The sequence below is a fragment of the Phyllobacterium sp. K27 genome, from assembly GCF_054796155.1.
The window spans coordinates 3,376,075-3,396,523 of record NZ_CM139240.1 but is presented as its reverse complement, the minus strand read 5'-3'; the positions used below and the strand labels follow the sequence as shown (position 1 = coordinate 3,396,523).

Genomic DNA, 20,449 nt, shown 5'->3' with positions numbered 1-20,449 from the left:
GACAGGATAGAATGAAACGGAACCGAAATGATTGCGGAAGCCGTTCATGCTGGAACTCAAGCCTTTGCAGGCGCTGACATTGTGGAAGGAAATCGCACTTTCCGAAGTGCGTGACGATGCCCATGATCTGACCATGCGCCAGCTTGCCGTGCTGCTCACGATCTATCTGGAACCGCCGCCGCACACGATAAGGGCGATGGCCGCAAAACTGGCTGTGACAAAGCCGGTCATCACCCGTGCTCTCGACACAATGGGCGCCTATGGTCTGGTTGATCGTCACCGCGACGAAAAAGACAAGCGCAACGTTCTTGTCAGGAGAACGGTAAAAGGTGCGCTCTATGTTGAAAGACTCGGTGATCTTGTGATCGCCAAAGCAAGAGGATTGCCACTTTGAAATCACCTGAGAAACTCGACAGGCGGCTGAATGCATATCGGCCTGATCTTGCCGACGAAAGTCTGCGGGGACTTGTCGAGGCTGAGCGTTTCGTCAAAGGCAAGTCGATGCGCATTGCCGACCCTGTGGTGGATGTGCGATCCGAGCCGCGCGGCGATGCTGGCATGACCACGCAATTTCTCTACGGTGACGATGTTCTCGTTTTCGAAGATGATAATGGCTGGTGCTGGGTGCAGAACGAGCGCGATGGCTATGTCGGCTATGTGGTGGATACATCGCTGGATCGCCGCGCTGAGGAACCAACGCATATTGTCATTGCGCCTCGTACATTCGTCTATGTCGGCTCCGATCTGCGCTATCCACGGTCACGTGCCTTGTCGATGGGTTCGCTTGTGACGATCACCGGCGGACAGGAACGGCGCGGTACACTTTACGCCATGCTGCCAAGCGGCGAGGCGATCATTGCCAAGCATCTTGTGCCTATTGACGAGGTGACGCAGGATCATGTGGCAGTGGCCGAAAGTCTGATGCACACGCCCTATCTTTGGGGTGGTGTTTCCGGATTTGGCATTGATTGTTCAGGGCTGGTGCAGTTGTCCCTGTTGATGACCGGCCAAGGTGCCTTGCGCGATACGGATATGCAGGAAGGATCAGTCGGCGAATTGATCGAGCCGGATGAACATTACAAAAATCTCAAGCGTGGCGATTTCGTTTTCTGGAAGGGGCATGTGGGCATGATGGCCAGCCACTCGACCTTGCTGCACGCAAGCGGCCACACAATGAGTGTTACCTTGGAGCCATTGCCTGAAGCTATCGAGCGCATTGCCTATTTGTATGGGAAACCTACAGCGGTGCGGCGGTTGTAAGATGCTCGCCCCATCCCCCCGCTTTGCGGGGGAGAGATAAGCGGAGCCTGGCCCCACTAATACTGCGCGGCCTTATCGACAATATTCTTCAACGGCTCACCGCGCTCGTAAGACTCAATCTGAGCGACGATTTCCGGAACCAATGCCTGCGGGCTTGAGCTTGCGGCGGCATGCGGCGTGATGATGACCTGCGGATGCGTCCAGAACGGACTGTCCTTCGGCAATGGCTCCTTGTTGAACACGTCGAGCGTTGCGGCGGCAAGCATGCCGCGGTCAAGTGCCGCCAGAATATCCGGTTCATTTTGCAAGCCGCCACGACCGGCATTGATCAGTATCGGTGCTCCAAGAGGACCTTCGGACTTTAGCTGCGCAAAGATGTTCATCGACAGGATATTTTTGGTATCGGGCGTCAAAGGGAGCAGGCAGACAAGGACATCAACATCCTTGAGGAAGTCTTTCAGACCATCCTTGCCATAATGGGTGGTAACGCCTTCGATGGTTTGCAGGCGGCGGCTCCAGCCGCTGACTCGGAAGCCAAGCGTGCGCAGCTTTTGCGCCGCATCGCGTCCAAGTACGCCAAGACCAAGAATACCGACAGTCACTTCATGAGCGGCAGGCTGGCGGCGGTCTTCATGCCATACACGCTGCTTCTGCTGCTCGCGGTAACGCAGGCCCAGCCGATGATGGTCCAGCACTTGCCAGACCACATATTCGCTCATGCGCATGGTGAGGTCAGGCGACACAATACGAACAATAGGAACATCAGGGATTTGCGTGTCATGAAACACATGATCCACGCCCGCACCCAATGAGAAAATCACTTCCAGCTTGGGAAGATTCATCAGGGAACCGGGGCGCTGTTTCCAGACAAGCGCATAGCGAACATCGTCCTTGTCAGTCTCGCTATCGAGCACGAGTTTGCGCTTGGGTGCTGATTTGGCGAACTCCGATTGCCAGACCTCCGGGTCCCAGCCGGTTACCGCCAACAGAATCTTGTCGCTCGCCACGCTCGTCATTCGCTAACCGCTCCCTGTTCGGTCGTTTCTATCCTGAAAGCCGCAGCCATCAGGGCTTTTGTATAATCTGTTTTTGGACGCAAGAAGATTTCCTCTGACGGTCCATATTCGACTGCCTTGCCATTGCGCATCACCAACACGTCATTGGCAAGAGCCCTGACCACCTTCAGATCATGGCTGATGAAAAGATAGGCCAGATTGTGCTTCTGCTGCAATGAGCGCAAAAGATCGACAACCTGTGCCTGAACACTCATGTCGAGCGCTGATGTAGGCTCATCCAGCATAACGAAACGCGGATTGAGCACCATGGCACGCGCTATGGCGATGCGCTGGCGCTGACCGCCGGAAAATTCATGCGGATAGCGGAAACGATTCTCCGGCTCAAGATTGACCTCATTGAGCGCTGCCACCACGCGCGCATCGCGCTGATCGGCCGATAATCCGGGTTCATGTACCTTCAGACCTTCGGCAATAATTTCTGCAATTGACATGCGTGGCGATAGGGAGCCGAAGGGGTCCTGGAACACGATCTGCATTTCGCGGCGCAAGGGGCGCATCTGCTTGAACGAAAACTGGTTGATATCCTTTTCGCCGAAACGGATCACGCCTTCTGACGAAATCATCCGAGACAGGGCAAGTCCCAGCGTCGTCTTCCCCGAGCCGGACTCACCAACGACGCCCAAAGTCTGACCGGCACGAATCGTTACGTCGATGCCGTCAACGGCTTTCACATGATCAACAGTGCGGCGGAAAAAGCCCTGCTTGATTGGAAACCAGACCTTCATGTTTTCGCCGCGCATGACGGGTTCAGCGGTAAGGTCAGCCGATGGCGGATTGCCCTTCGGCTCTGCGCTGAGCAGATGCTTGGTATAGGCATGCTGAGGATTGTCGAATATTTCCTTCGTTGGTCCCGTCTCGACGATCTTGCCGCCTGTCATCACGCAGACGCGATCGGCAATCTTGCGGACAATGCCAAGATCATGGGTGATGAAGAGCATGGACATGCCCTGTGCAGATTTCAGCTCCGCAAGCAGTTTCAGAATTTGCGCCTGCACCGTCACGTCAAGCGCCGTCGTTGGCTCATCGGCGATCAAAAGCTTTGGCTTGTTGGCAAGAGCCATGGCAATCATGACGCGCTGCCGCTGCCCGCCGGAAAGCTGGTGCGGATAAGCATCCAGACGTTTTTCAGGTTCGCGGATGCCAACCTCTTCAAGCAATTCCAAGGTGCGTTTGCGGGCAGCCTGATCACGCATGCCCTGATGCAGTTTAAGAACTTCGACGATCTGTTTCTCAATCGTGTGAAGTGGATTGAGAGAGGTCATCGGCTCTTGAAAGATCATCGTGATGTCATTGCCGCGCACACGGCGCAGGTCAGTTTCATCCTTGTCGAGCAAATCTTCGCCATTGAACAGAATCTGGCCGGACGGATGCGAAGCAGGCGGGTAGGGCAAAAGCTTCAGCACTGAAAGCGCCGAGACGGATTTTCCCGAACCGGATTCGCCAACGAGTGCGACTGTTTCACCCTCGGCAATATCGAAGGAGATATGATCAACCGCGAGCGTTTCCCGCCCGTTTTGCGTGAAGGCAACGGAGAGATCGCGTACGGAAAGGAGGGGAGCTTTGGTCATTTGAAAGCCTTGCGTGGATCAAAGGCATCGCGGGTTGCTTCACCGACAAAGATCAGCAGCGACAACATCATTGAAATGACGACGAAGCCAGTAATGCCAAGCCAGGGAGCCTGAAGATTGTTCTTGCCTTGTGCAAGCAGTTCGCCAAGCGATGCCGAGCCCGGGGGCAGGCCAAAACCAAGAAAATCCAGCGACGTCAATGTGGTGATTGATCCATTGAGGATGAAGGGCAGGAAGGTCAGGGTCGTGACCATCGCATTGGGCAAGAGGTGGCGGAGCATGATTGTACGGTCGGGAACGCCAAGTGCCCGCGCTGCATTCACATATTCAAAATTGCGGGCGCGCAGAAATTCGGCGCGGACAATGCCAACAAAACTGACCCAGGAGAACAGCAACAATATACCAAGCAGAATCCAGAAGCCCGGGGGCAGTATCGACGACATGATCAGTAACAGATACAGCGTTGGAACGGACGACCATATTTCGATGAAACGTTGCGCGATAAGATCGATCCAGCCACCGAAATAGCCTTGAAGCGCACCAGCGGTGACACCGATCACGGCTGAACAGGCGGTGAGGATCAGGCCGAACAGCACAGAGATACGGAAGCCATATAAGGCACGGGCGAAAACATCGCGAGCCTGATCGTCTGTACCAAGGATGTTCATATTGCCGAATGTGCAGTTTGGATCATTGACGCCCAGTGCATAACGATTGCAGCGTTCTTCGGCAGTGTAGAGCCAGAAGGGCTTTGAAGGTGCAGTCTCCGGCAGTTCGTTGTTGACTGTCCGGTAAGAGTAGCGCACCGGCGGCCAGATGGCCCAGCCATTGGCATTGATCTCGTCCTGAATAATAGGATCGCGGTAGTCCGTGACCGCATAGAAGCCGTTGAACTTTTCTTCCGGATAATCGACCAGAACGGGAAAGAGAATTTCGCCTTTGTAAGAGACGATGATCGGCTTGTCATTGGCAACAAGTTCCGCACAAAGCGAGACGGCAAACAGGAAAAGGAAGATCCAGAGCGCCCACCAGCCGCGCCGGTTTGCCTTGAAATTTTGCCAGCGTCGCGCATTAAGCGGAGAAAGACGTGGCCGCTTTACAGGAGCAGGGGAGGTTCCGACAATAGCGCTCATCAGACGTCCCTCCGCTCAAAGTCGATGCGCGGATCAATCCATGTGTAAAGCAGGTCAGACAGCAGGGTCATGAGAATGCCGATAAGGGCAAAAATATACACGGTGGCTATAACCACCGGATAATCGCGGTTGAGGATCGACTCATAGCCAAGAAGGCCCAGACCATCGAGGGAGAAGATCGCCTCTATAAGCAGCTGGCCGGTGAAGAAGATCGATATGAAGGCGCTTGGAAAACCGGAGATCACAATCAGCATGGCATTACGGAAAACGTGGCCGTAAAGGATTTTCCGTTCGGATAGCCCCTTTGCGCGGGCCGTCGTCACATATTGTTTGCGGATCTCGTCGAGAAAGGAATTCTTGGTGAGCAAGGTGGTTGTGGCAAAGGCCGCTAGAAGTATCGCTGTCAAAGGCAAGGCAAGGTGCCAGGCATAGTCCACGATCTTCTCAAAAGTGGATAACTGATCGAAATTATTCGAGGTCAGGCCACGCAGAGGGAACCAGTCGAAGAACGAACCACCCGCAAAGAATACGATCAGCATGATACCGAACAGAAACCCGGGAATGGCATAGCCAATAATGATAATCCCGCTGGTCCAGATATCGAATGATGATCCGTCCTTGATGGCTTTGCGAATACCAAGCGGAATCGAAATCATGTAGGAAAGCAGGGTCGTCCAGAGGCCGAGGGATATGGAAACCGGTAGTTTTTCCTTTATAAGCTCGATCACACTTATGTCGCGGAAATAGCTGCGGCCAAAATCAAAGCGTACATAGTTCCAGACAAGGAGACCGAAGCGCTCTAATGGCGGCTTGTCGAGGCCAAACTGTTTTTCCAGGCTGGCGATAAAGGCAGGATCGAGACCCTGCGCGCCGCGATATTTGGAATTGCCCAACCCCGTGCCAAGCTGATCCTGAGCCTGGCCAATATCGGCACCACCACCGCTGATGCGATCCATGGCATTGCCGCCCTGTCCGGTCAGCTGGCTGATGATGCGCTCGACCGGGCCGCCCGGAACGAACTGAACGATGACGAAGCAGACAAGCAATATGCCGAACAATGTCGGTATCATCAGCAGAAGACGTCGTAGAATATAGGCTCCCATCAGGGGCGCCCCCTCATTGCTTTCAGTACATCAAACTTTGCCAATTGCCTTCGCCTTCGCTTCGTCGAACCACCACAGCGTTTCAACCGGAAAACCATAATCGGGCTTTGGCTCCTTGAAGCCGAACATGTCCCAATAGGCGATTGGATGATTCGCTGCGTACCAGTTTGGAATCCAATCCCGCCTTATACGCAAGAGCCGATCTAAAACCCGCAACAATGAAACCAGCTCGTCACGCGTTTTGGCATCGCTTACTTTGGCGATAAGCGCATCGACAACAGGATCGGCTGTACCGGGGAAATTATACGAACCTGGCGTATCCCTGCCCTTCGAACCGAATATCTCCTCCAATGATTCTCTTGTTGGCGTGGGAGTAAGCTGCACTGCCATACCGATCATGTCGAAATCAAAATTTTGAATTCTGGCCTGATACTGCGCCGGATCAACCATGCGCAGATAAGCGTTGACGCCAATTGCTTTGAGGTTGTTGACGAAAGGTGAGTAGCTGCGGGTGAAGACTTCGGTATAAATCAGCAGTTCAAGGTTGAGCGGTCTGCCTTGCGCATCCACCAACTTATCGCCATCCCGCTTGAATCCGGCCTGATTTAAAAGGTCGGATGCCCGTTTCAGGTTCTTGCGGTCACGCCCGGAGCCATCGGAGGGCGTTTGCAACAGTGCTTCGCCGAGTATGGCTTCTGGCAGCCTGTCACGGAAGGGTTCCATAATGGCGAGTTCTTCCGCAGAGGGCTTTCCGCTTGCCCGGAAATCCGATTGCTCGAACACCGATTGGGAACGCTCATAGGCACCATAGAAAAGATTTTTCTGTGTCCACTCAAAATCAAAGCACAGTGCAATAGCTTCCCGCACACGGGAATCGCGGAAATGTTCTCGGCGCTGATTCATGGCCCATGCTTGGAGCAGAGGACGTTTTTCTGCTGAAAATTTACGTTTGATCACACGATTCTGTTGCACCGCAGGAAAATTATACTCCGTCGCCCAGGTTTTCGCAGTTGCTTCATAGCGCCAGAAAATATCGCCTTTTTTGAAGGCCTCGAACTCCGGTTGCCGCTCCCGGTAGAAATCAATCTTGATCCGATCAAAGTGGTTCTGACCGCGTTGTACATTCAGGTCCTTGGCCCAATAATCCGCGACACGTTCATATTCTATCGTTTGACCCGGTGCGACACGACCGACACGATAGGCCCCGGAGCCAAGCGGAGGTTCCATGGTTGAGGCTTCAAAGTCGCGGGTGGCGTACCATGACCTGGAAAAAATGGGTATCGAAGCAACATTCAAAATAGCACGGTCAGAATGCTTGCCGGAGAAAGTCAAGTGCACGGTCTGCTGGTCGAGCGCAGAAATCTTTGTCATCTCCGTGAGGGTCAGACGGAGTTGCGGATGGCCCTTATCCTTCAGCGTTTCATAGCTGAAAACAACATCTTCGGCAGTGATCGGCGAGCCATCATGGAAGCGGGCCTCGGTACGCAGTTTGAAGGTAAAACTGTTGCGGTCGGCGGAAACGGTCACTGTTTCTGCCACGAGACCATAGATCGAGTCCGGCTCGTCCAGAGCTGACGCCATCAGCGTATCGAAACAGAGTTCCATACGTGGCGGGGCATCTCCCTTGTTCGAGAACGTATTGAGCGTGTTGAAGGTTTGGGGTGACTGATTGAAAAGCCATGTATTGGGCGAAAAGGCGAAGGTTCCGCCTTTCGGCGCATCGGGACTGGCATAATCGAAATGCGTAAAATCCTTCGGGTATTTCAATTCGCCAAATGCTGAAAGACCATGGAGAGGAACGTCCGTCTGCACATCTGCCAAGGCCAGTTTCGGAGCTATGGCAGTGAGCATTGCAGCGCCCGAAAACTTCATGAGTTCGCGGCGATTAAACCCCGTCATTGAGCACGCTCTTTCAGAGCCTGCTCCTTGGCCGTGTCGATCCACCATGAAAAGGGGTCGATACCAACGTATTCCGGTTGTTTTTCGGGCATGCCGAATTTGTTCCAATAGGCAATCTTCGTGCGGTCATCATACCATTGCGGAACAACGTAATAGTTCCATAGAAGCACGCGGTCGAGCGCGTGAGTGGCGGCGACAAGCTCTTCACGATCCTTGGCAAGGATTACCTTGTCGACCAGTTTGTCAATGGCGGGGTTTTTGATGCCCATATAATTGCGGCTGCCAGGGGTATCAGCGGTGCTTGAACTCCAGAAATCCCTTTGCTCATTGCCGGGAGAAAGGCTTTGGGCCATCCCCATTATTCCAAGAATATCATAGTCGAAGTCATTGACCCGCGCCACATACTGGGCCGAATCCACAGCTCTGAGCCGTGTATCAATACCTAGTTTGCGCAAGCTGGCCATGAACGGTCCAACCGTCCTCTCGTCACGTGGATCAGAGCCAAGGAATTCAATGGTCAAGGGCTGCCCGGTTTTCGTATTAACCAACTTTCCGTCCTTTTGATCATACCCCGCCTCGCGCAGCAGATTGACTGCTTTCCGCAGATTATCACGCATCGCCTGAGGGGTATCGGAAACCGGATTTTTGAACTCTTGTGTAAAGACTTGCTCAGGCACTTCGTCCTTTACGGACTGCAGAATTTCCAGTTCTTTGCCTTGAGGAAGTCCGCTCGAAGCAAGTTCTGATCCGGCAAAATAGCTGTTTATGCGTTTATATTCGCCAAAGAACATATTCTTGCTCATAGTCTCGAAATCGAAAGCAAAATTGAGAGCCTGTCTTACCCGAATATCCTTGAATTTTTCGCGACGTGTATTGATCAGAAACCCTTGCATTCGTCCGAGCGATCGCTCGGGGAATACCTTTTTAACAACGTCACCACGATTGAACGCTGGAAAATCGTACTCCCGCATCCAACGGCTGATGCTGGGTTCGCTGCGATAATCCTGCAGACCGCCCTTTTTGAAGCCTTCCCAGGCAGCATTCCCGTCCCGGAAATATTCGTAGCGGATTCGATCAAAATTGTTGCGGCCTACCTCGACAGGAAGGTCTTTTGCCCAATAGTCGGGGACACGGCTCCATATTATCGATTTTCCGAAGTCGATACTTTCGATTTTATAGGCGCCTGAACCGAGCGGAATTTCTCTTGTCGGTTTGCTGAAATCCCGCTTGTTGCCGTTCTTGTCCGTGCCTTCCCACCAATGTTTCGGCAGTATAGGAAAGTCACCCATAATGTTTGGAAGCTCGCGATTGCCGCTGATGGCAAAGGTGAATGTAACTTCTCGGTCACCTGTTTTCTCTGCTTTTGCCACATCATGATAGTACTTATTGTACAGTGGAGTTTGAGCTTTCAGCGTTTCAAAAGACCAGATTACATCTTCTACTGTTATCGGCTGCCCATCATGCCATTTTGCCGAGGGGTTCAGTCGGAATTTGACCCACGAAAAGTCTTCCGGGTAGGCAACGGCCTCAGCGACTAGGCCGTAATTTGTGCCAGCCTGATCAAGTGACTGACTTAACAGCGTATCATACAGGAGGCCGCCGCCGATGGGATTGCCTGTGGGGGGTAGGCCTGCAGCTGACTCTCCCTGAATTACAAATGGATTGAGACTATCGAATGACCCTTGAGCAATATTGTTCAGTGTCCCGCCCTTCGGGGCATTGGGATTTACATAATCGTAATGCTTGAAATCTGGCCCATATTTGGGTTCACCGGTTAAACTCGTGGCATGCCGCCATTCCGGTTCAGTCGCATGTGCAATCTGGAGGGTGCCAAAGGTTGTGGCGGCGAGCAGCGCTAGGCTGATGGCAAAGCGGCGAAATCTCAAATCAGGTCTCCACGGTTCTCTTTAGACTTTAGTCTAAGAGAAAATGCGGCGGAGAACAGGCCTCGGTTCAAAAAACACGCGGAGTTGATACAAAAAAGCCGGGCAATGAGCCCGGCTTTTGGATCGATAGAGTTTGTTTTTAGTGAGCTGGCGCTGGTTCAGCAGGCGCTGCCGGTGTCTCGGTCGCTGGAGCCGCTCCTTCTGCAGGCTTTTCACCCGCAGCCGGGGCTGCACCTTCCGCTGGCTGATCGGCAGCCGGAGCAGCATCGGCTGCGGGGAATGGCTTGGGGTTATCTGAAAGTGTCTGCAAATAGGCAATCAGATCGGCACGTTCAGGATCTTTCTTGTCGCCGGCAAAGCCCATGGCGGTGCCTTTGATGTAGCCTTTTGGTGAGGTCAGGAAGTGATTAAGATGCTCAAAGGTCCATTTTTCTTCGCCACCCTTGGAGAATTCCTTCATGGCACCGGAATAGCTGAAACCTTCATGCGTTGCGATTGGACGCTCAACAATGTCCCAAAGATTCGGACCGACCTTATTGGCACCGCCCTTTTCAACAGTGTGGCAAGCAGCGCAACGCTTGAACACGGCTTCGCCGCGCTTTGCATCGGCTGACGCCAGCAATGTTGCGACTGGCACGGCTTCGGCAGGAGCCGCTGCGCCTGCCGTTTCCTCACCACCCTCAGGCGCTTCAATAATAAAGCCTGGCTTTTCGGGAGCGTGCGTATCGAACAGGGAGTCGGACATGATTGCCGCGGACATGACAACGAATACTGTTGCCAGAAACGCCATGGCGTACTTATTAAATGCGGATCCCATCGTCGCTCACTACTCCTCTTGCGGAGGGCTTCAATATCTGATCAATGCAAACCGCTGCATTTATGGCAGAAACCCCTCGTGATTGCGCGGAAACTAGGGGTTTTATCTCCCACTTGCAACACATATAAGGGCGGTTCTGCCTGAGACTTTTTGACACCGTAGGGGTGTGAGGAATGATGAGAATATTGAACCTGATACCGGCAAGAATGGCTTCGACACGGCTTCCCAACAAACCTTTGGCCGATATTGCAGGAAAGCCGATGATCGTTCACGTTGCTGAGCGCGCCATAGCTGCGGGCCTTGGCCGAACGGTTGTTGCCACTGATACGCTTGAGGTAAAGTCAGCGGTAGAAGCTTATGGGCTTGAAGCCGTCATGACACGGAGCGATCATGAATCGGGCTCTGATCGCATCTATGAAGCGCTGCAAAAGCTTGATCCTGATGGCACTATTGATGCCATTGTCAATGTGCAGGGCGATCTGCCGACCATTGAGCCGGATGTCATAAAGCGCGCGCTTCTACCATTGCTCAATGGTCCCGCTGACATCGGTACGCTGGCCGTGGAGATTCGCCACGAAGCAGAAAAGACCAATCCCAATGTGGTCAAGGTCATCGGCTCGCCTTTGAGTGAAACCCAGTTACGCGCACTCTATTTTACGCGCGCGACAGCACCATCGGGCGAAGGCCCACTTTACCATCATATCGGGCTTTATGCCTATCGGCGCGCTGCACTTGAACGCTTTGTCGGGCTCGGCCCTTCGCCGTTGGAACGGCGTGAACGGTTGGAACAACTTCGCGCGCTTGAGGCGGGGATGCGCATTGATGTCGAGATCGTTGATTCTGTGCCGCTGGGCGTTGACACCCAGGAAGATCTGGATCGTGCTCGCGAACTACTTAGTATGAAACAAGGCAACTGATAATGACCAAGACAAATCGCATTTCTTTTCAGGGTGAACCCGGAGCAAATTCCGATACGGCTTGCCGCAACATGTTTCCCCATATGGAACCTATGCCTTGCCCGACCTTTGAAGATGCATTTAATGCGGTTGAAAGCGGTGCAGCCGATCTGGCGATGATCCCGATTGAAAATACCATTGCCGGACGTGTTGCCGATATCCACCACCTCTTGCCGGAATCCCGATTGCATATCGTCGGCGAATATTTTCTGCCGATCCATTTTCAACTGATGGTTTTGCCGGGCACGCCGCGCAGCGAGATCGAGACTGTTCACAGCCATATTCACGCGCTCGGTCAATGCCGCAAATATATCCGCAAGAATGGCTGGAAGCCGGTCATCGCTGGCGATACGGCTGGTGCGGCGCGGCTGGTTGCCGATGTCAAGGACAAGACGATGGCCGCGTTGGCGCCGCGTCTGGCATCCAGTCTCTACGGCCTCGATATTCTCGAAGAGGATGTTGAGGATACGGAAAACAATGTCACACGTTTCGTGGTGCTGAATAAAACCAAGAAATGGGCCCCGCGTACATCAGACGCACTGATGATGACCACTTTTGTATTTCGGGTCCGCAACGTTCCGGCAGCACTTTACAAAGCGATGGGCGGTTTTGCCACGAACATGGTCAATATGACCAAACTGGAAAGCTACCAGATCGATGGCAAGTTCACGGCGACGCAGTTCTATGCGGATATTGAAGGCCATCCGGATGACAAGAATGTAGCACAGGCCTTGGAAGAGCTGGAGTTTTTCTCGAAGGAGGTGCGCGTATTGGGTGTCTATCCGGCGGATACGACCTTCCGAAGCTCGCAAACGAACGAAGAATAGCTACTGACCAAAAATCCGGTCGAGAAATTGCTCGACCGTTCGATTGAAGAGTTCAGGCCGTTGCAGCGGGGCGAAATGGCTGACGCCGGGCAGCAGGATAAACTCTGCGCCCGGGATGGTGTGCGCTAGATATTCGGCATGTTCCTGTTTGATAAACTCATCATGCTCGCTTTGCACAATAGCGACGGGCACGGCAACTTGCGCCAAATCGGCAGCATCGTAGTTGGGCTCCGTTTCCATCATTTTGCCGACTGCTGCGAGGAACTCCTTGAACCGATCAGGTGTTGGCGACAGCTCAGCGTAGTCTTTGGTATGGCGGCTGAAGCAATGATCAAGCGCCAGACTCGGCCGAACTTCCTTGGTGCCGCTCGGGTCCATGTTGCAGCCGAAAAAGAACACGCCGGCGACGCGATGCGGTGCTTTTATGCCGAGCACCATTGACGTGCATGCACCGTCACTCCAGCCAATCAGAGCAGCTTGGCCGACGTTCAAATGGTCCATCACCGCCAGAACGTCCGATGCCATCAACTCATAGGTGTAGGGTTTCGCATCGCGCGTGCTCCGGCCATGTCCGCGGCTGTCTATAAGAATGACGCGATGTCCGGCTCCAACAAGAGCGGGAACTTGATAACCCCAATTGCCACTATGGCCCAATCCGCCATGAAGGAGGATTACCGGCGAACCGGAGCCGTATGTTGAATAGCGAATACTGGCGCCTTCGTTCTCGACGGAACCTTTGTCAGTTGCACTTGGCAATGGAAGCGCCCCATTGGCTTCAAAGTTTTTCAACTGATCATCTTGAAATTCCACGGCGTTTGTCTCCAGATATCCCACGATCAAGCGCTGCTCTCAACCCAGCTACGAATGAGATGAGCCGCGATGGCTCCGGCGGGCGGGGTCATAAGCCCATCCGGGTGTGTGCGGTCCATCATGGCCCTGACTTCTTCACGGGTAAACCAGCGTCCAGCCTCTAGCTCTGCCATGTCCAATGTAAAATCGTCGGAGAGGGCTTCGGCATGGCAACCGATCATCAAAGAATAGGGAAAGGGCCAAGGTTGGCTGGCGTGATAGAGCACACGGCCTATCGGCAGGTTGGTTTCTTCCATTGTCTCGCGGCGCACCGCATTTTCAATGGTTTCACCCGGTTCGATGAACCCGGCGAGGCAGGAATACATGCCAACGCCGAAATGCGGCCCACGTGCCAGAAGGCACTTGTCGCCGCGCACGACCATCATGATGGCCACTGGATCAGTGCGCGGAAAATGTTGAGCGTCACAATTTGAGCATGTACGGCGATAGCCACCGTCGCGCATGACTGTTTCATGGCCGCAGCGCCCGCAAAACTTATGACTGTCATGCCATGAAAGTAGGGACACGGCTTGGGCCATAGCCCCCACCTGATCTGGTGGAATAAGCCCTTGCGTATAGGCGGAACGATAATCTACCGCTTCAATGCCCAAGGGCAGCGCATCCGTAGAAACGCCACTCGGGCCTGCCAGTATGGGCATATCATCCTGCAAACCAAGGTAGATGGTCTGGTTTAAACCGGGAAGAAGCGCCGATGCTGCTTCCATACTGAAAAACGCATTTCCTTCCTCAGTGCTGCGATTAACCAATATCTTGCCATCGCCGACAAGCAACATGCGCGCATTGGCGTTTGCCAGTGCAAGCGTCACAACGTCATCGCTGCGCTTTTCCGAATGCCGGTTGATCCTGTTCCCGGCGAAACCAACGAAATGACTGGGCTCGGCTAGAGGAGCATCAAAAAGATGAAACGGCATGGATGGAAGCTCCAGAGCGGGGAAACTGGACGAGGATTTTTAAATAGCGTCAAGAATCGCTTTCGCAAAGGCCTTCGCGTCGTTTTTGCTGTAAGGTTCCCGGGTTCCATGGCCCCAGACTGGACCCGGCCATGCAGGATCGCCGGTGTTGCGGGCGATGACATGCAGGTGCAATTGTCGGACAATATTGCCGAGCGCAGCTGTATTGATCTTTTCACAATTGGTAATTGACTTGAGCGCCTGCGCTGCGATGCCAGCCTCGAATGTCAGCATGGTCTGATCAAGCGGGGTCAATTCGTGAATCTCGGTGATTCCCGGCCTTTGCGGCACAAGGATAAGCCAAGGCCAGCGCTGATCATTCATCAGGCGAAGGTCACAAAGGCCCAGCTTGACGACGGGAAATGTATCGGCGTTTAGTTTGGTATCGAGCACGAATGTCATGGTATATCAGTAAATAGCAGTTTTTTTCTGTACGTGCTTGCTTTTTGCATTCGGATTGCCGATATGAAAACCGGGAGGTTGGTGGTGGACGAGCCACTCGCCAACCGGGTCAGGTCCGGAAGGAAGCAGCCCCAACGAGCCAGGCACGGGTCGCCGTGCCAGCCTCCCACCCTTTTCTTGTGTACCTCCTTGTGTCAAAGCCGCAAAGCGGCATTGACGCTGTGGTGCATGGCGGTCCAAACTTGCGCCATAGACAAGAAGCGAATGCAGGAGCGGAATCAAACGCGATGGACACGAAAAAGCCAGACAGCGCCTATCGCGTGCTCGCCCGCAAATATCGACCCCAAAATTTCGACGATCTGATTGGCCAGGAGCCAATGGTCAGAACGCTGACCAACGCCTTTGAAACGGGGCGGATCGCGCAGGCGTGGATGCTGACGGGCGTGCGTGGTGTCGGCAAGACCACGACTGCGCGTATTCTCGGTCGCGCCCTCAATTACAAGAATGGCGATATAGACAAGCCAACCATCGATCTCTCAGTCATGGGCGAGCATTGTCAGGCGATCATGGAAGGCAGACATGTCGATGTGATCGAAATGGATGCTGCCTCGCATACGGGCATTGATGACATTCGCGAGATTATCGAGCAGGTGCGTTATCGCCCGGTTTCGGCGCGCTACAAGGTCTATATCATCGATGAGGTGCATATGCTCTCCAATCAGGCCTTCAACGGTCTGTTGAAGACATTGGAAGAGCCGCCACCCCATGTGAAGTTCATCTTTGCGACGACTGAAATCCGCAAGGTCCCCATTACTGTCCTGTCGCGCTGCCAGCGTTTCGATCTGCGCCGCATAGATACAAGCGTTTTGACTTCGCACTTGCGCAAGATTGCAGGTCTGGAAGACATAACGGTAGACGACGCCTCGCTCTCCATGATTGCGCGGTCGGGCGAGGGGTCCGTGCGTGATTCTTTGTCCATTTTCGATCAGGCCATAGCGCATGGTGCAGGCACAGTTGATGCTGAGGCAGTTCGCTCGATGCTTGGCCTTGCTGATCGCGCCCGGATCATCGATCTGTTTGAAATGCTGATGCGCGGCGACGTGGCTTCGGCATTGCGGGAGTTCCGCTCGCAATATGATGTCGGGGCTGACCCCAGTGTCGTGCTGACCGATCTTGCCGATTTCAACCACTTGGTCACGCGCATCCGTTTTACCCCGGATGTCGCGGACGATATATCATTGTCGGAAGACGAACGGCTACGCGGACGTGATTTTGCGGAGAAATTATCTATTCGCGTTCTTTCGCGCACTTGGCAAATGTTGCTAAAGGGCATGGCTGAGGTCGAGAATTCCAATCGTCCCGTTCAGGCGGCAGAAATGCTGCTTATCCGGATCGCCCATGCCGCAGATTTGCCAACGCTTGATGAGGCGTTGAAGTCGCTGGACGAGGGCGCCGCCCTTCCTGCTGCTACGGGCAGCAATAATGGCCCGCGCCCCAATCCGGGCAATGGCGGAGCGTCGATGACACGCGCCAGCGACGCGGTGGCAACGGCTCGCGGTCCAGTGAATGCGAGCGGCGGCGCAACGATGCGGCTGGTTGAACCGGCTACCCAGCCGGAACCGGCCATGCCGCCAGCGCCAACGATTATCGAAGAGGCTGTTCTTTCGGTGTCGCTGGGCAGTATTGAAGACATTATTGCGCTGGCAGACAAGCAGCGCGATATGCAACTCAAGATCATGGTCAAGAATTGTGTGAGGCTGGTCAGCATCAAGCCTGGTCGACTGGAAATCAATCTGACGGAAAATGCGCCGAAAACATTGCTGACAGAGTTGTCGCAAAAACTTGGTGACTGGACAGGCATTCGCTGGATGGTTTCGCTTTCACGTGAAGAAGGCAGCAAGACCCTCCACGAGGTCGAAACGGCAAAGCGCGAGGGCTTGCTGAGTGATGCGCGTGCAGATCCGGATGTGGCCGCCATACTTTCGAAGTTTCCTGGCGCCAAGATTATCAATGTGCGCATAGCCACGCCCGCCGGGCAAGCTGATGATGACCTATCTGCAGGTGCAGATGGTGACACATTGGCGCCCGTTGAAGAAGATGATTGAACGATAGGAGATACCCCATGCGTGACATAATGGGCATGATGAAACAGGCTAAAGAGATGCAGGCGAAGATGGCTTCGATGCAGGAGGAAATTTCTGCGCTCGAAGCTGAAGGACAGGCAGGCGGTGGGCTTGTCACGGTCAAGCTTTCAGGCAAAGGCGCACTGACGGCCCTCTCCATCGATCCCTCGCTGTTCAAGGAAGATGACATCGAAGTCATTGAAGACCTGATTATCGCTGCGCATAATGAAGCCAAGGCGAAAGTTGAGGCGATCATGGCCGAAAAAACGCAGGCACTGACCGCCGGTCTTCCTATTCCTCCAGGATTTAAACTGCCATTTTAGGGACTTATCCGGCTGTTGCTTCGTGACAGCCGGATACAGCGTTCCCAACTTATGAAGTGGGTTTGCCTGAATGCTTGGGACGCTTAACAGTCGGCTTTTTTGTTTTTATAGGGACGAGTGTAATGGTTGCCGGGTTTGGCGTGTGATCAAGCGTAGCACCGCTGACAGCATCAACACCTACACCAATGACACCGCCGAAAAGCACATTGCCCGCTATGCCAGCGGTACCTTTCCCGGACATTTTTGTATCAATGAACAAACTGCTCGTGTGATAGCCGGGCTTTTTTGCTGTTGCAGTAAAAGGTGTCTTTCTGCTCACCTTTAACGTGCATGGTGACGACGTACAGCTACTTCCAATGGATGTGGTAATTTTGGCATCCGAGGGCGAAGTAATAATGACAACATCTTCTGTGGTGCCGCGTGCGATAGATGCACAGCCTGGTAAAATCGAGATAATGGCGATAGCTGCTAAAGTTCGCTTCATGAAATTCTCCAAAAATGTGAATTAAGTATCAATAGGCGTGGGCTGAAAATATGCTGCCCAGACACGGGTTAATCCAAATCGGACCATTGTCAATACGATTAGCGCTTGGCACCACTTGCACTGGGGAGCGCCCTCCTTGGCAGCAAGAATTCCCTCCAACACTGGCTGGCACAGTGCTGCTGCTTTTGCCCTCAAAACCTGTTGCGATGATCCTTATCGGGTCTTGGAGGCGGAACAACCAATCCGGGATTGTATTAAATCAACCAAAATGCTGGATAGGTTGAGTGCGCTGCTGGTCTCTGATTCCCTAAAGCCGCAAATTGCTCTAAACCGGCGATATGTCGAAACGAATCGCCGGCCCCGAAATTGAACGCCTGATCCAGCTCTTGGCCAAAGTGCCGGGGTTAGGTCCACGTTCTGCGCGCCGGGCGGCCCTGCATCTCATCAAGAAGAAAGAAGCCCTGCTGATCCCTCTTGGCTCCGCGATGCAGGATGCTGCCGAAAAGGTGCGTGTCTGCACAACCTGCGGTAATGTGGATACATCCGATCCTTGCATGATTTGCACCGACCCGCGCCGCGAACGCGCTACGCTGATTGTGGTCGAGGATGTTTCCGACCTTTGGGCATTGGAGCGGGCCGGATCGATGAATGTGCGCTATCATGTCCTTGGCGGACGCCTGTCGCCGCTTGATGGTATCGGTCCGGATGATCTCAATATTGCGACGCTTGTCGGGCGGGTGGCCGAGGGGGAAATCAAGGAGATCATTCTTGCCGTCAATGCCACTGTCGAAGGCCAGACGACCGCACATTATATCACCGATCAGCTAGCGGATTTCGATGTCCGAATTACCAGGCTTGCTCATGGTGTGCCTGTGGGCGGTGAGCTCGATTATCTTGATGAGGGAACATTAACGGCCGCCTTGCTTGCACGAACCACGTTATGAGGTTTGCCAGCTTGCCTTTTCGCGATTTGTGATCGTTATACTGGAATTGGGTGAAGCCGAAGAATGTTCGGCACCGGGCAATAGGGACTAAGTTTCATGATTATCCAGGATATGACGCAACAGGAAATCAAGGAGTTTCTGGCGCGGGCAACTATCGGGCGATTGGCATGCGCGAAGGATAATCAACCCTATCTTATTCCATTAAGTTTTGCCTACGATACCGTTTCTCTCTATTCGCTCACGACGGGAGGCACGAAGGTCGATTGGATGCGGGAAAATCCCAAAGTCTGCGTCGAGTTCGATGAGGTCGTTGCCACCAATAATTGGCAAAGTGTGATCGTCACAGGGATTTTCGAAGAATTGACAAACGATCCCGCCCACATAGATGCCCGCAATAATGCGCATCGTCTTCTAAGCAGAACGGCCGAGTGGTGGGAACCAGCCTATGTAAAAACAGTTTCCAGAGAGCGTATCCGTCCGCTGGAGCCAGTTTATTTCCGGATTGCAATCGTTCAAATCACGGGTCACAAAACTGTTGCCAATTGACACGCCAGCACTGCGGGGCCGATAGACTTGATGAGAAACTACTCTATTATAGTATTGGGGATGTTGTTTGCGTTGAGCACAAGCACATCGTCCGCTTTGGCGGCATCAAAGCGTGAGATCGAGGCGCAATTCCAGAACTGGCTTGCCAGTGATCTTTGGCCGGAAGCCAAGGCAAAAGGCATTTCGAAAGTGGTGTTCGATCAGGCTTTTGCCGGGGTGTCGCCTAATCTGGACCTGCCTGATCTGGTTATGCCGGGCGAGAAGCCGAAAACGCCAAAGAAACAGGTGCAATCCGAGTTCGGTTCTCCGGGCAAATACTTCAATGGCAAGACCATAAATGCCACTACCTCCGGTGGTCTTGCGCGTGCAGGGCAATATGCCCGAACCCTGAAGGCGGTCGAAAGCAAGTATGGCGTTCCCGGCGAGATTGTGCTTGCTATCTGGGGGCGCGAGAGTGGGTATGGCAGTGTTAAAATTCCTCATAATGCCTTCACAGTGCTCGGGACCAAGGCTTTTTTGGCCTCTCGCAAGGAGATGTTCCGCAAGGAATTGATGGCGGCGCTGGAGATCGTCCAGAAAGGGTATATCGGCGCTGGAGCCATGAAAAGCTCTTGGGCCGGAGCACTTGGTCAGCCGCAATTCATGCCGACTTCTTACCTGGAACATGCGGTCGATTTCGATGGCGATGGCAAGAGGGATATCTGGAATTCCATACCCGACACGCTTGGCTCAATTGGCCATTACCTTCAACAATATGGCTGGCAGGCAGGGCGGGACTGGGGCTACGAGGTTATTGTGCCGGAAACCGTAAGCTGTTCACTTGAAGGACCGGATCAGGGCAAGCTGTTTTCCGCGTGGGAAAAGCTAGGCATCAATCGGGTAAACGGCAAGGCCTTTCCGTCCAACGAGATGAAGCGTGAGGGCTTCCTTTTGATGCCCGCAGGAAGGCATGGGCCAGCATTCATAGTTACCAAGAATTTTTATGTGCTCAAGGAATACAATATGAGCGATCTTTATGCCTTGTTCATCGGGCATGTCGGCGATCGCATTGCCTATGGTGCAAAGGGATTCAGCGCTGGCTGGGGTGATGTTGGCGGACTTTACCGCTCTGAAATTGCCGGCTTGCAAAAAACACTGGAAAAGCAGGGATATGATGCAGGCGGCGCGGACGGGTTTCCCGGGTTCAAGACGCGGCGGTCAATTGGAGCATGGCAGACGAAACAGGGAATGGCGCCGACTTGTTTTCCGGACAAGTCGCTTGTCAAAGCGATCAGATAAAAGC

The 20,449-nt window shown here is 53.6% G+C and carries 20 protein-coding genes and 1 other RNA gene; 10 read left to right on the top strand and 11 right to left on the bottom strand.

Going from position 1 to position 20,449, the window contains the following annotated elements; genetic code table 11:
- Window positions 1-46: 46 nt before the first annotated feature.
- On the top strand, window positions 47-394 hold the full coding sequence (locus ACYJL1_RS16820) for a MarR family transcriptional regulator (protein WP_460896439.1): 348 nt from the start codon (window positions 47-49) through the stop codon (window positions 392-394).
- The gene (locus tag ACYJL1_RS16815; RefSeq protein WP_460896438.1) at window positions 391-1,260 is read left to right on the top strand and encodes a C40 family peptidase; all 870 of its coding nucleotides are present in this window, start codon (window positions 391-393) and stop codon (window positions 1,258-1,260) included. The genes ACYJL1_RS16820 and ACYJL1_RS16815 overlap by 4 nt, the downstream gene beginning before the upstream one ends.
- A 56-nt stretch (window positions 1,261-1,316) precedes the next feature.
- On the opposite strand, the gene ACYJL1_RS16810 is transcribed toward ACYJL1_RS16815, so the two are convergent.
- From ACYJL1_RS16810 to ACYJL1_RS16780, 7 genes are all read right to left on the bottom strand, one after another.
- Window positions 1,317-2,276 carry a 2-hydroxyacid dehydrogenase gene (locus ACYJL1_RS16810; RefSeq protein ID WP_460896437.1) on the bottom strand — a complete coding sequence of 320 codons (960 nt, stop codon included), beginning with the start codon at window positions 2,274-2,276 and terminating at the stop codon, window positions 1,317-1,319.
- Entirely contained in the window at window positions 2,273-3,904 is a 1,632-nt protein-coding gene (locus ACYJL1_RS16805; RefSeq protein ID WP_460896436.1) for an ABC transporter ATP-binding protein, read from the bottom strand. The genes ACYJL1_RS16810 and ACYJL1_RS16805 overlap by 4 nt, the downstream gene beginning before the upstream one ends.
- Window positions 3,901-5,037 carry an ABC transporter permease gene (locus tag ACYJL1_RS16800; protein ID WP_460896435.1) on the bottom strand — a complete coding sequence of 379 codons (1,137 nt, stop codon included), beginning with the start codon at window positions 5,035-5,037 and terminating at the stop codon, window positions 3,901-3,903. The genes ACYJL1_RS16805 and ACYJL1_RS16800 overlap by 4 nt, the downstream gene beginning before the upstream one ends.
- Complete coding sequence (locus ACYJL1_RS16795; RefSeq protein ID WP_460896434.1) at window positions 5,037-6,140, bottom strand: microcin C ABC transporter permease YejB; 1,104 nt, start codon at window positions 6,138-6,140, stop codon at window positions 5,037-5,039. The genes ACYJL1_RS16800 and ACYJL1_RS16795 overlap by 1 nt, the downstream gene beginning before the upstream one ends.
- Window positions 6,141-6,170: 30 nt before the next feature.
- Window positions 6,171-8,039: an extracellular solute-binding protein gene (locus tag ACYJL1_RS16790; RefSeq protein WP_460896433.1), complete on the bottom strand. Its 1,869-nt coding sequence runs from the start codon at window positions 8,037-8,039 to the stop codon at window positions 6,171-6,173.
- Complete coding sequence (locus ACYJL1_RS16785) at window positions 8,036-9,925, bottom strand: extracellular solute-binding protein (RefSeq protein ID WP_460896432.1); 1,890 nt, start codon at window positions 9,923-9,925, stop codon at window positions 8,036-8,038. Before ACYJL1_RS16785 ends, ACYJL1_RS16790 begins: the two co-directional genes overlap by 4 nt.
- Before the next feature lie 139 nt (window positions 9,926-10,064).
- Complete coding sequence (locus ACYJL1_RS16780; RefSeq protein WP_460896431.1) at window positions 10,065-10,742, bottom strand: c-type cytochrome; 678 nt, start codon at window positions 10,740-10,742, stop codon at window positions 10,065-10,067.
- Between the two features lie 176 nt (window positions 10,743-10,918).
- On the opposite strand from ACYJL1_RS16780, the gene ACYJL1_RS16775 reads away from it, so the two are divergent.
- Together ACYJL1_RS16775 and ACYJL1_RS16770 are read left to right on the top strand one after the other, a co-directional pair.
- Entirely contained in the window at window positions 10,919-11,659 is a 741-nt protein-coding gene (locus ACYJL1_RS16775; RefSeq protein ID WP_460898086.1) for a 3-deoxy-manno-octulosonate cytidylyltransferase, read from the top strand.
- Between the two features lie 2 nt (window positions 11,660-11,661).
- Complete coding sequence (locus tag ACYJL1_RS16770) at window positions 11,662-12,525, top strand: prephenate dehydratase (protein WP_460896430.1); 864 nt, start codon at window positions 11,662-11,664, stop codon at window positions 12,523-12,525.
- Here ACYJL1_RS16770 and ACYJL1_RS16765 read toward each other — a convergent pair whose 3' ends face one another.
- Genes ACYJL1_RS16765 through ACYJL1_RS16755 form a run of 3 tightly spaced genes read right to left on the bottom strand, consistent with a single transcriptional unit; the run spans window position 12,526 to window position 14,747 of the window.
- On the bottom strand, window positions 12,526-13,335 hold the full coding sequence (locus ACYJL1_RS16765; RefSeq protein WP_460896429.1) for an alpha/beta fold hydrolase: 810 nt from the start codon (window positions 13,333-13,335) through the stop codon (window positions 12,526-12,528). It lies immediately after the preceding gene.
- A 26-nt stretch (window positions 13,336-13,361) separates the two neighbouring features.
- On the bottom strand, window positions 13,362-14,306 hold the full coding sequence (nudC, locus tag ACYJL1_RS16760; RefSeq protein WP_460896428.1) for an NAD(+) diphosphatase: 945 nt from the start codon (window positions 14,304-14,306) through the stop codon (window positions 13,362-13,364).
- 39 nt (window positions 14,307-14,345) lie between these two features.
- Window positions 14,346-14,747 carry an HIT domain-containing protein gene (locus ACYJL1_RS16755; RefSeq protein WP_460896427.1) on the bottom strand — a complete coding sequence of 134 codons (402 nt, stop codon included), beginning with the start codon at window positions 14,745-14,747 and terminating at the stop codon, window positions 14,346-14,348.
- Window positions 14,748-14,820: 73 nt separating this feature from the next.
- Between ACYJL1_RS16755 and ffs the strand changes: the two genes are divergently transcribed.
- The 3 genes from ffs to ACYJL1_RS16740 all read left to right on the top strand — a co-directional run bounded on the left by ffs (window position 14,821) and on the right by ACYJL1_RS16740 (window position 17,193).
- Window positions 14,821-14,917, top strand: an RNA gene (ffs, locus tag ACYJL1_RS16750) — signal recognition particle sRNA small type.
- 117 nt (window positions 14,918-15,034) lie between these two features.
- The gene (locus tag ACYJL1_RS16745) at window positions 15,035-16,852 is read left to right on the top strand and encodes a DNA polymerase III subunit gamma/tau (RefSeq protein WP_460896426.1); all 1,818 of its coding nucleotides are present in this window, start codon (window positions 15,035-15,037) and stop codon (window positions 16,850-16,852) included.
- Between the two features lie 17 nt (window positions 16,853-16,869).
- Entirely contained in the window at window positions 16,870-17,193 is a 324-nt protein-coding gene (locus ACYJL1_RS16740) for a YbaB/EbfC family nucleoid-associated protein (RefSeq protein ID WP_460896425.1), read from the top strand.
- A 49-nt stretch (window positions 17,194-17,242) separates the two neighbouring features.
- On the opposite strand, the gene ACYJL1_RS16735 is transcribed toward ACYJL1_RS16740, so the two are convergent.
- Entirely contained in the window at window positions 17,243-17,677 is a 435-nt protein-coding gene (locus tag ACYJL1_RS16735) for a translation initiation factor 2 (RefSeq protein WP_460896424.1), read from the bottom strand.
- A 338-nt stretch (window positions 17,678-18,015) separates the two neighbouring features.
- Here ACYJL1_RS16735 and recR point away from each other — a divergent pair, with 338 nt between their 5' ends.
- The 3 genes from recR (at window position 18,016) to ACYJL1_RS16720 (ending at window position 20,445) form a co-directional block, all read left to right on the top strand.
- Entirely contained in the window at window positions 18,016-18,621 is a 606-nt protein-coding gene (gene recR, locus ACYJL1_RS16730) for a recombination mediator RecR (RefSeq protein ID WP_460896423.1), read from the top strand.
- Between the two features lie 96 nt (window positions 18,622-18,717).
- On the top strand, window positions 18,718-19,167 hold the full coding sequence (locus ACYJL1_RS16725) for a pyridoxamine 5'-phosphate oxidase family protein (protein WP_460896422.1): 450 nt from the start codon (window positions 18,718-18,720) through the stop codon (window positions 19,165-19,167).
- A gap of 30 nt (window positions 19,168-19,197) precedes the next feature.
- Window positions 19,198-20,445 (top strand): lytic murein transglycosylase, encoded by a 1,248-nt coding sequence (locus ACYJL1_RS16720; protein WP_460896421.1) that lies wholly within the window; start codon window positions 19,198-19,200, stop codon window positions 20,443-20,445.
- Window positions 20,446-20,449 lie beyond the last annotated feature (4 nt).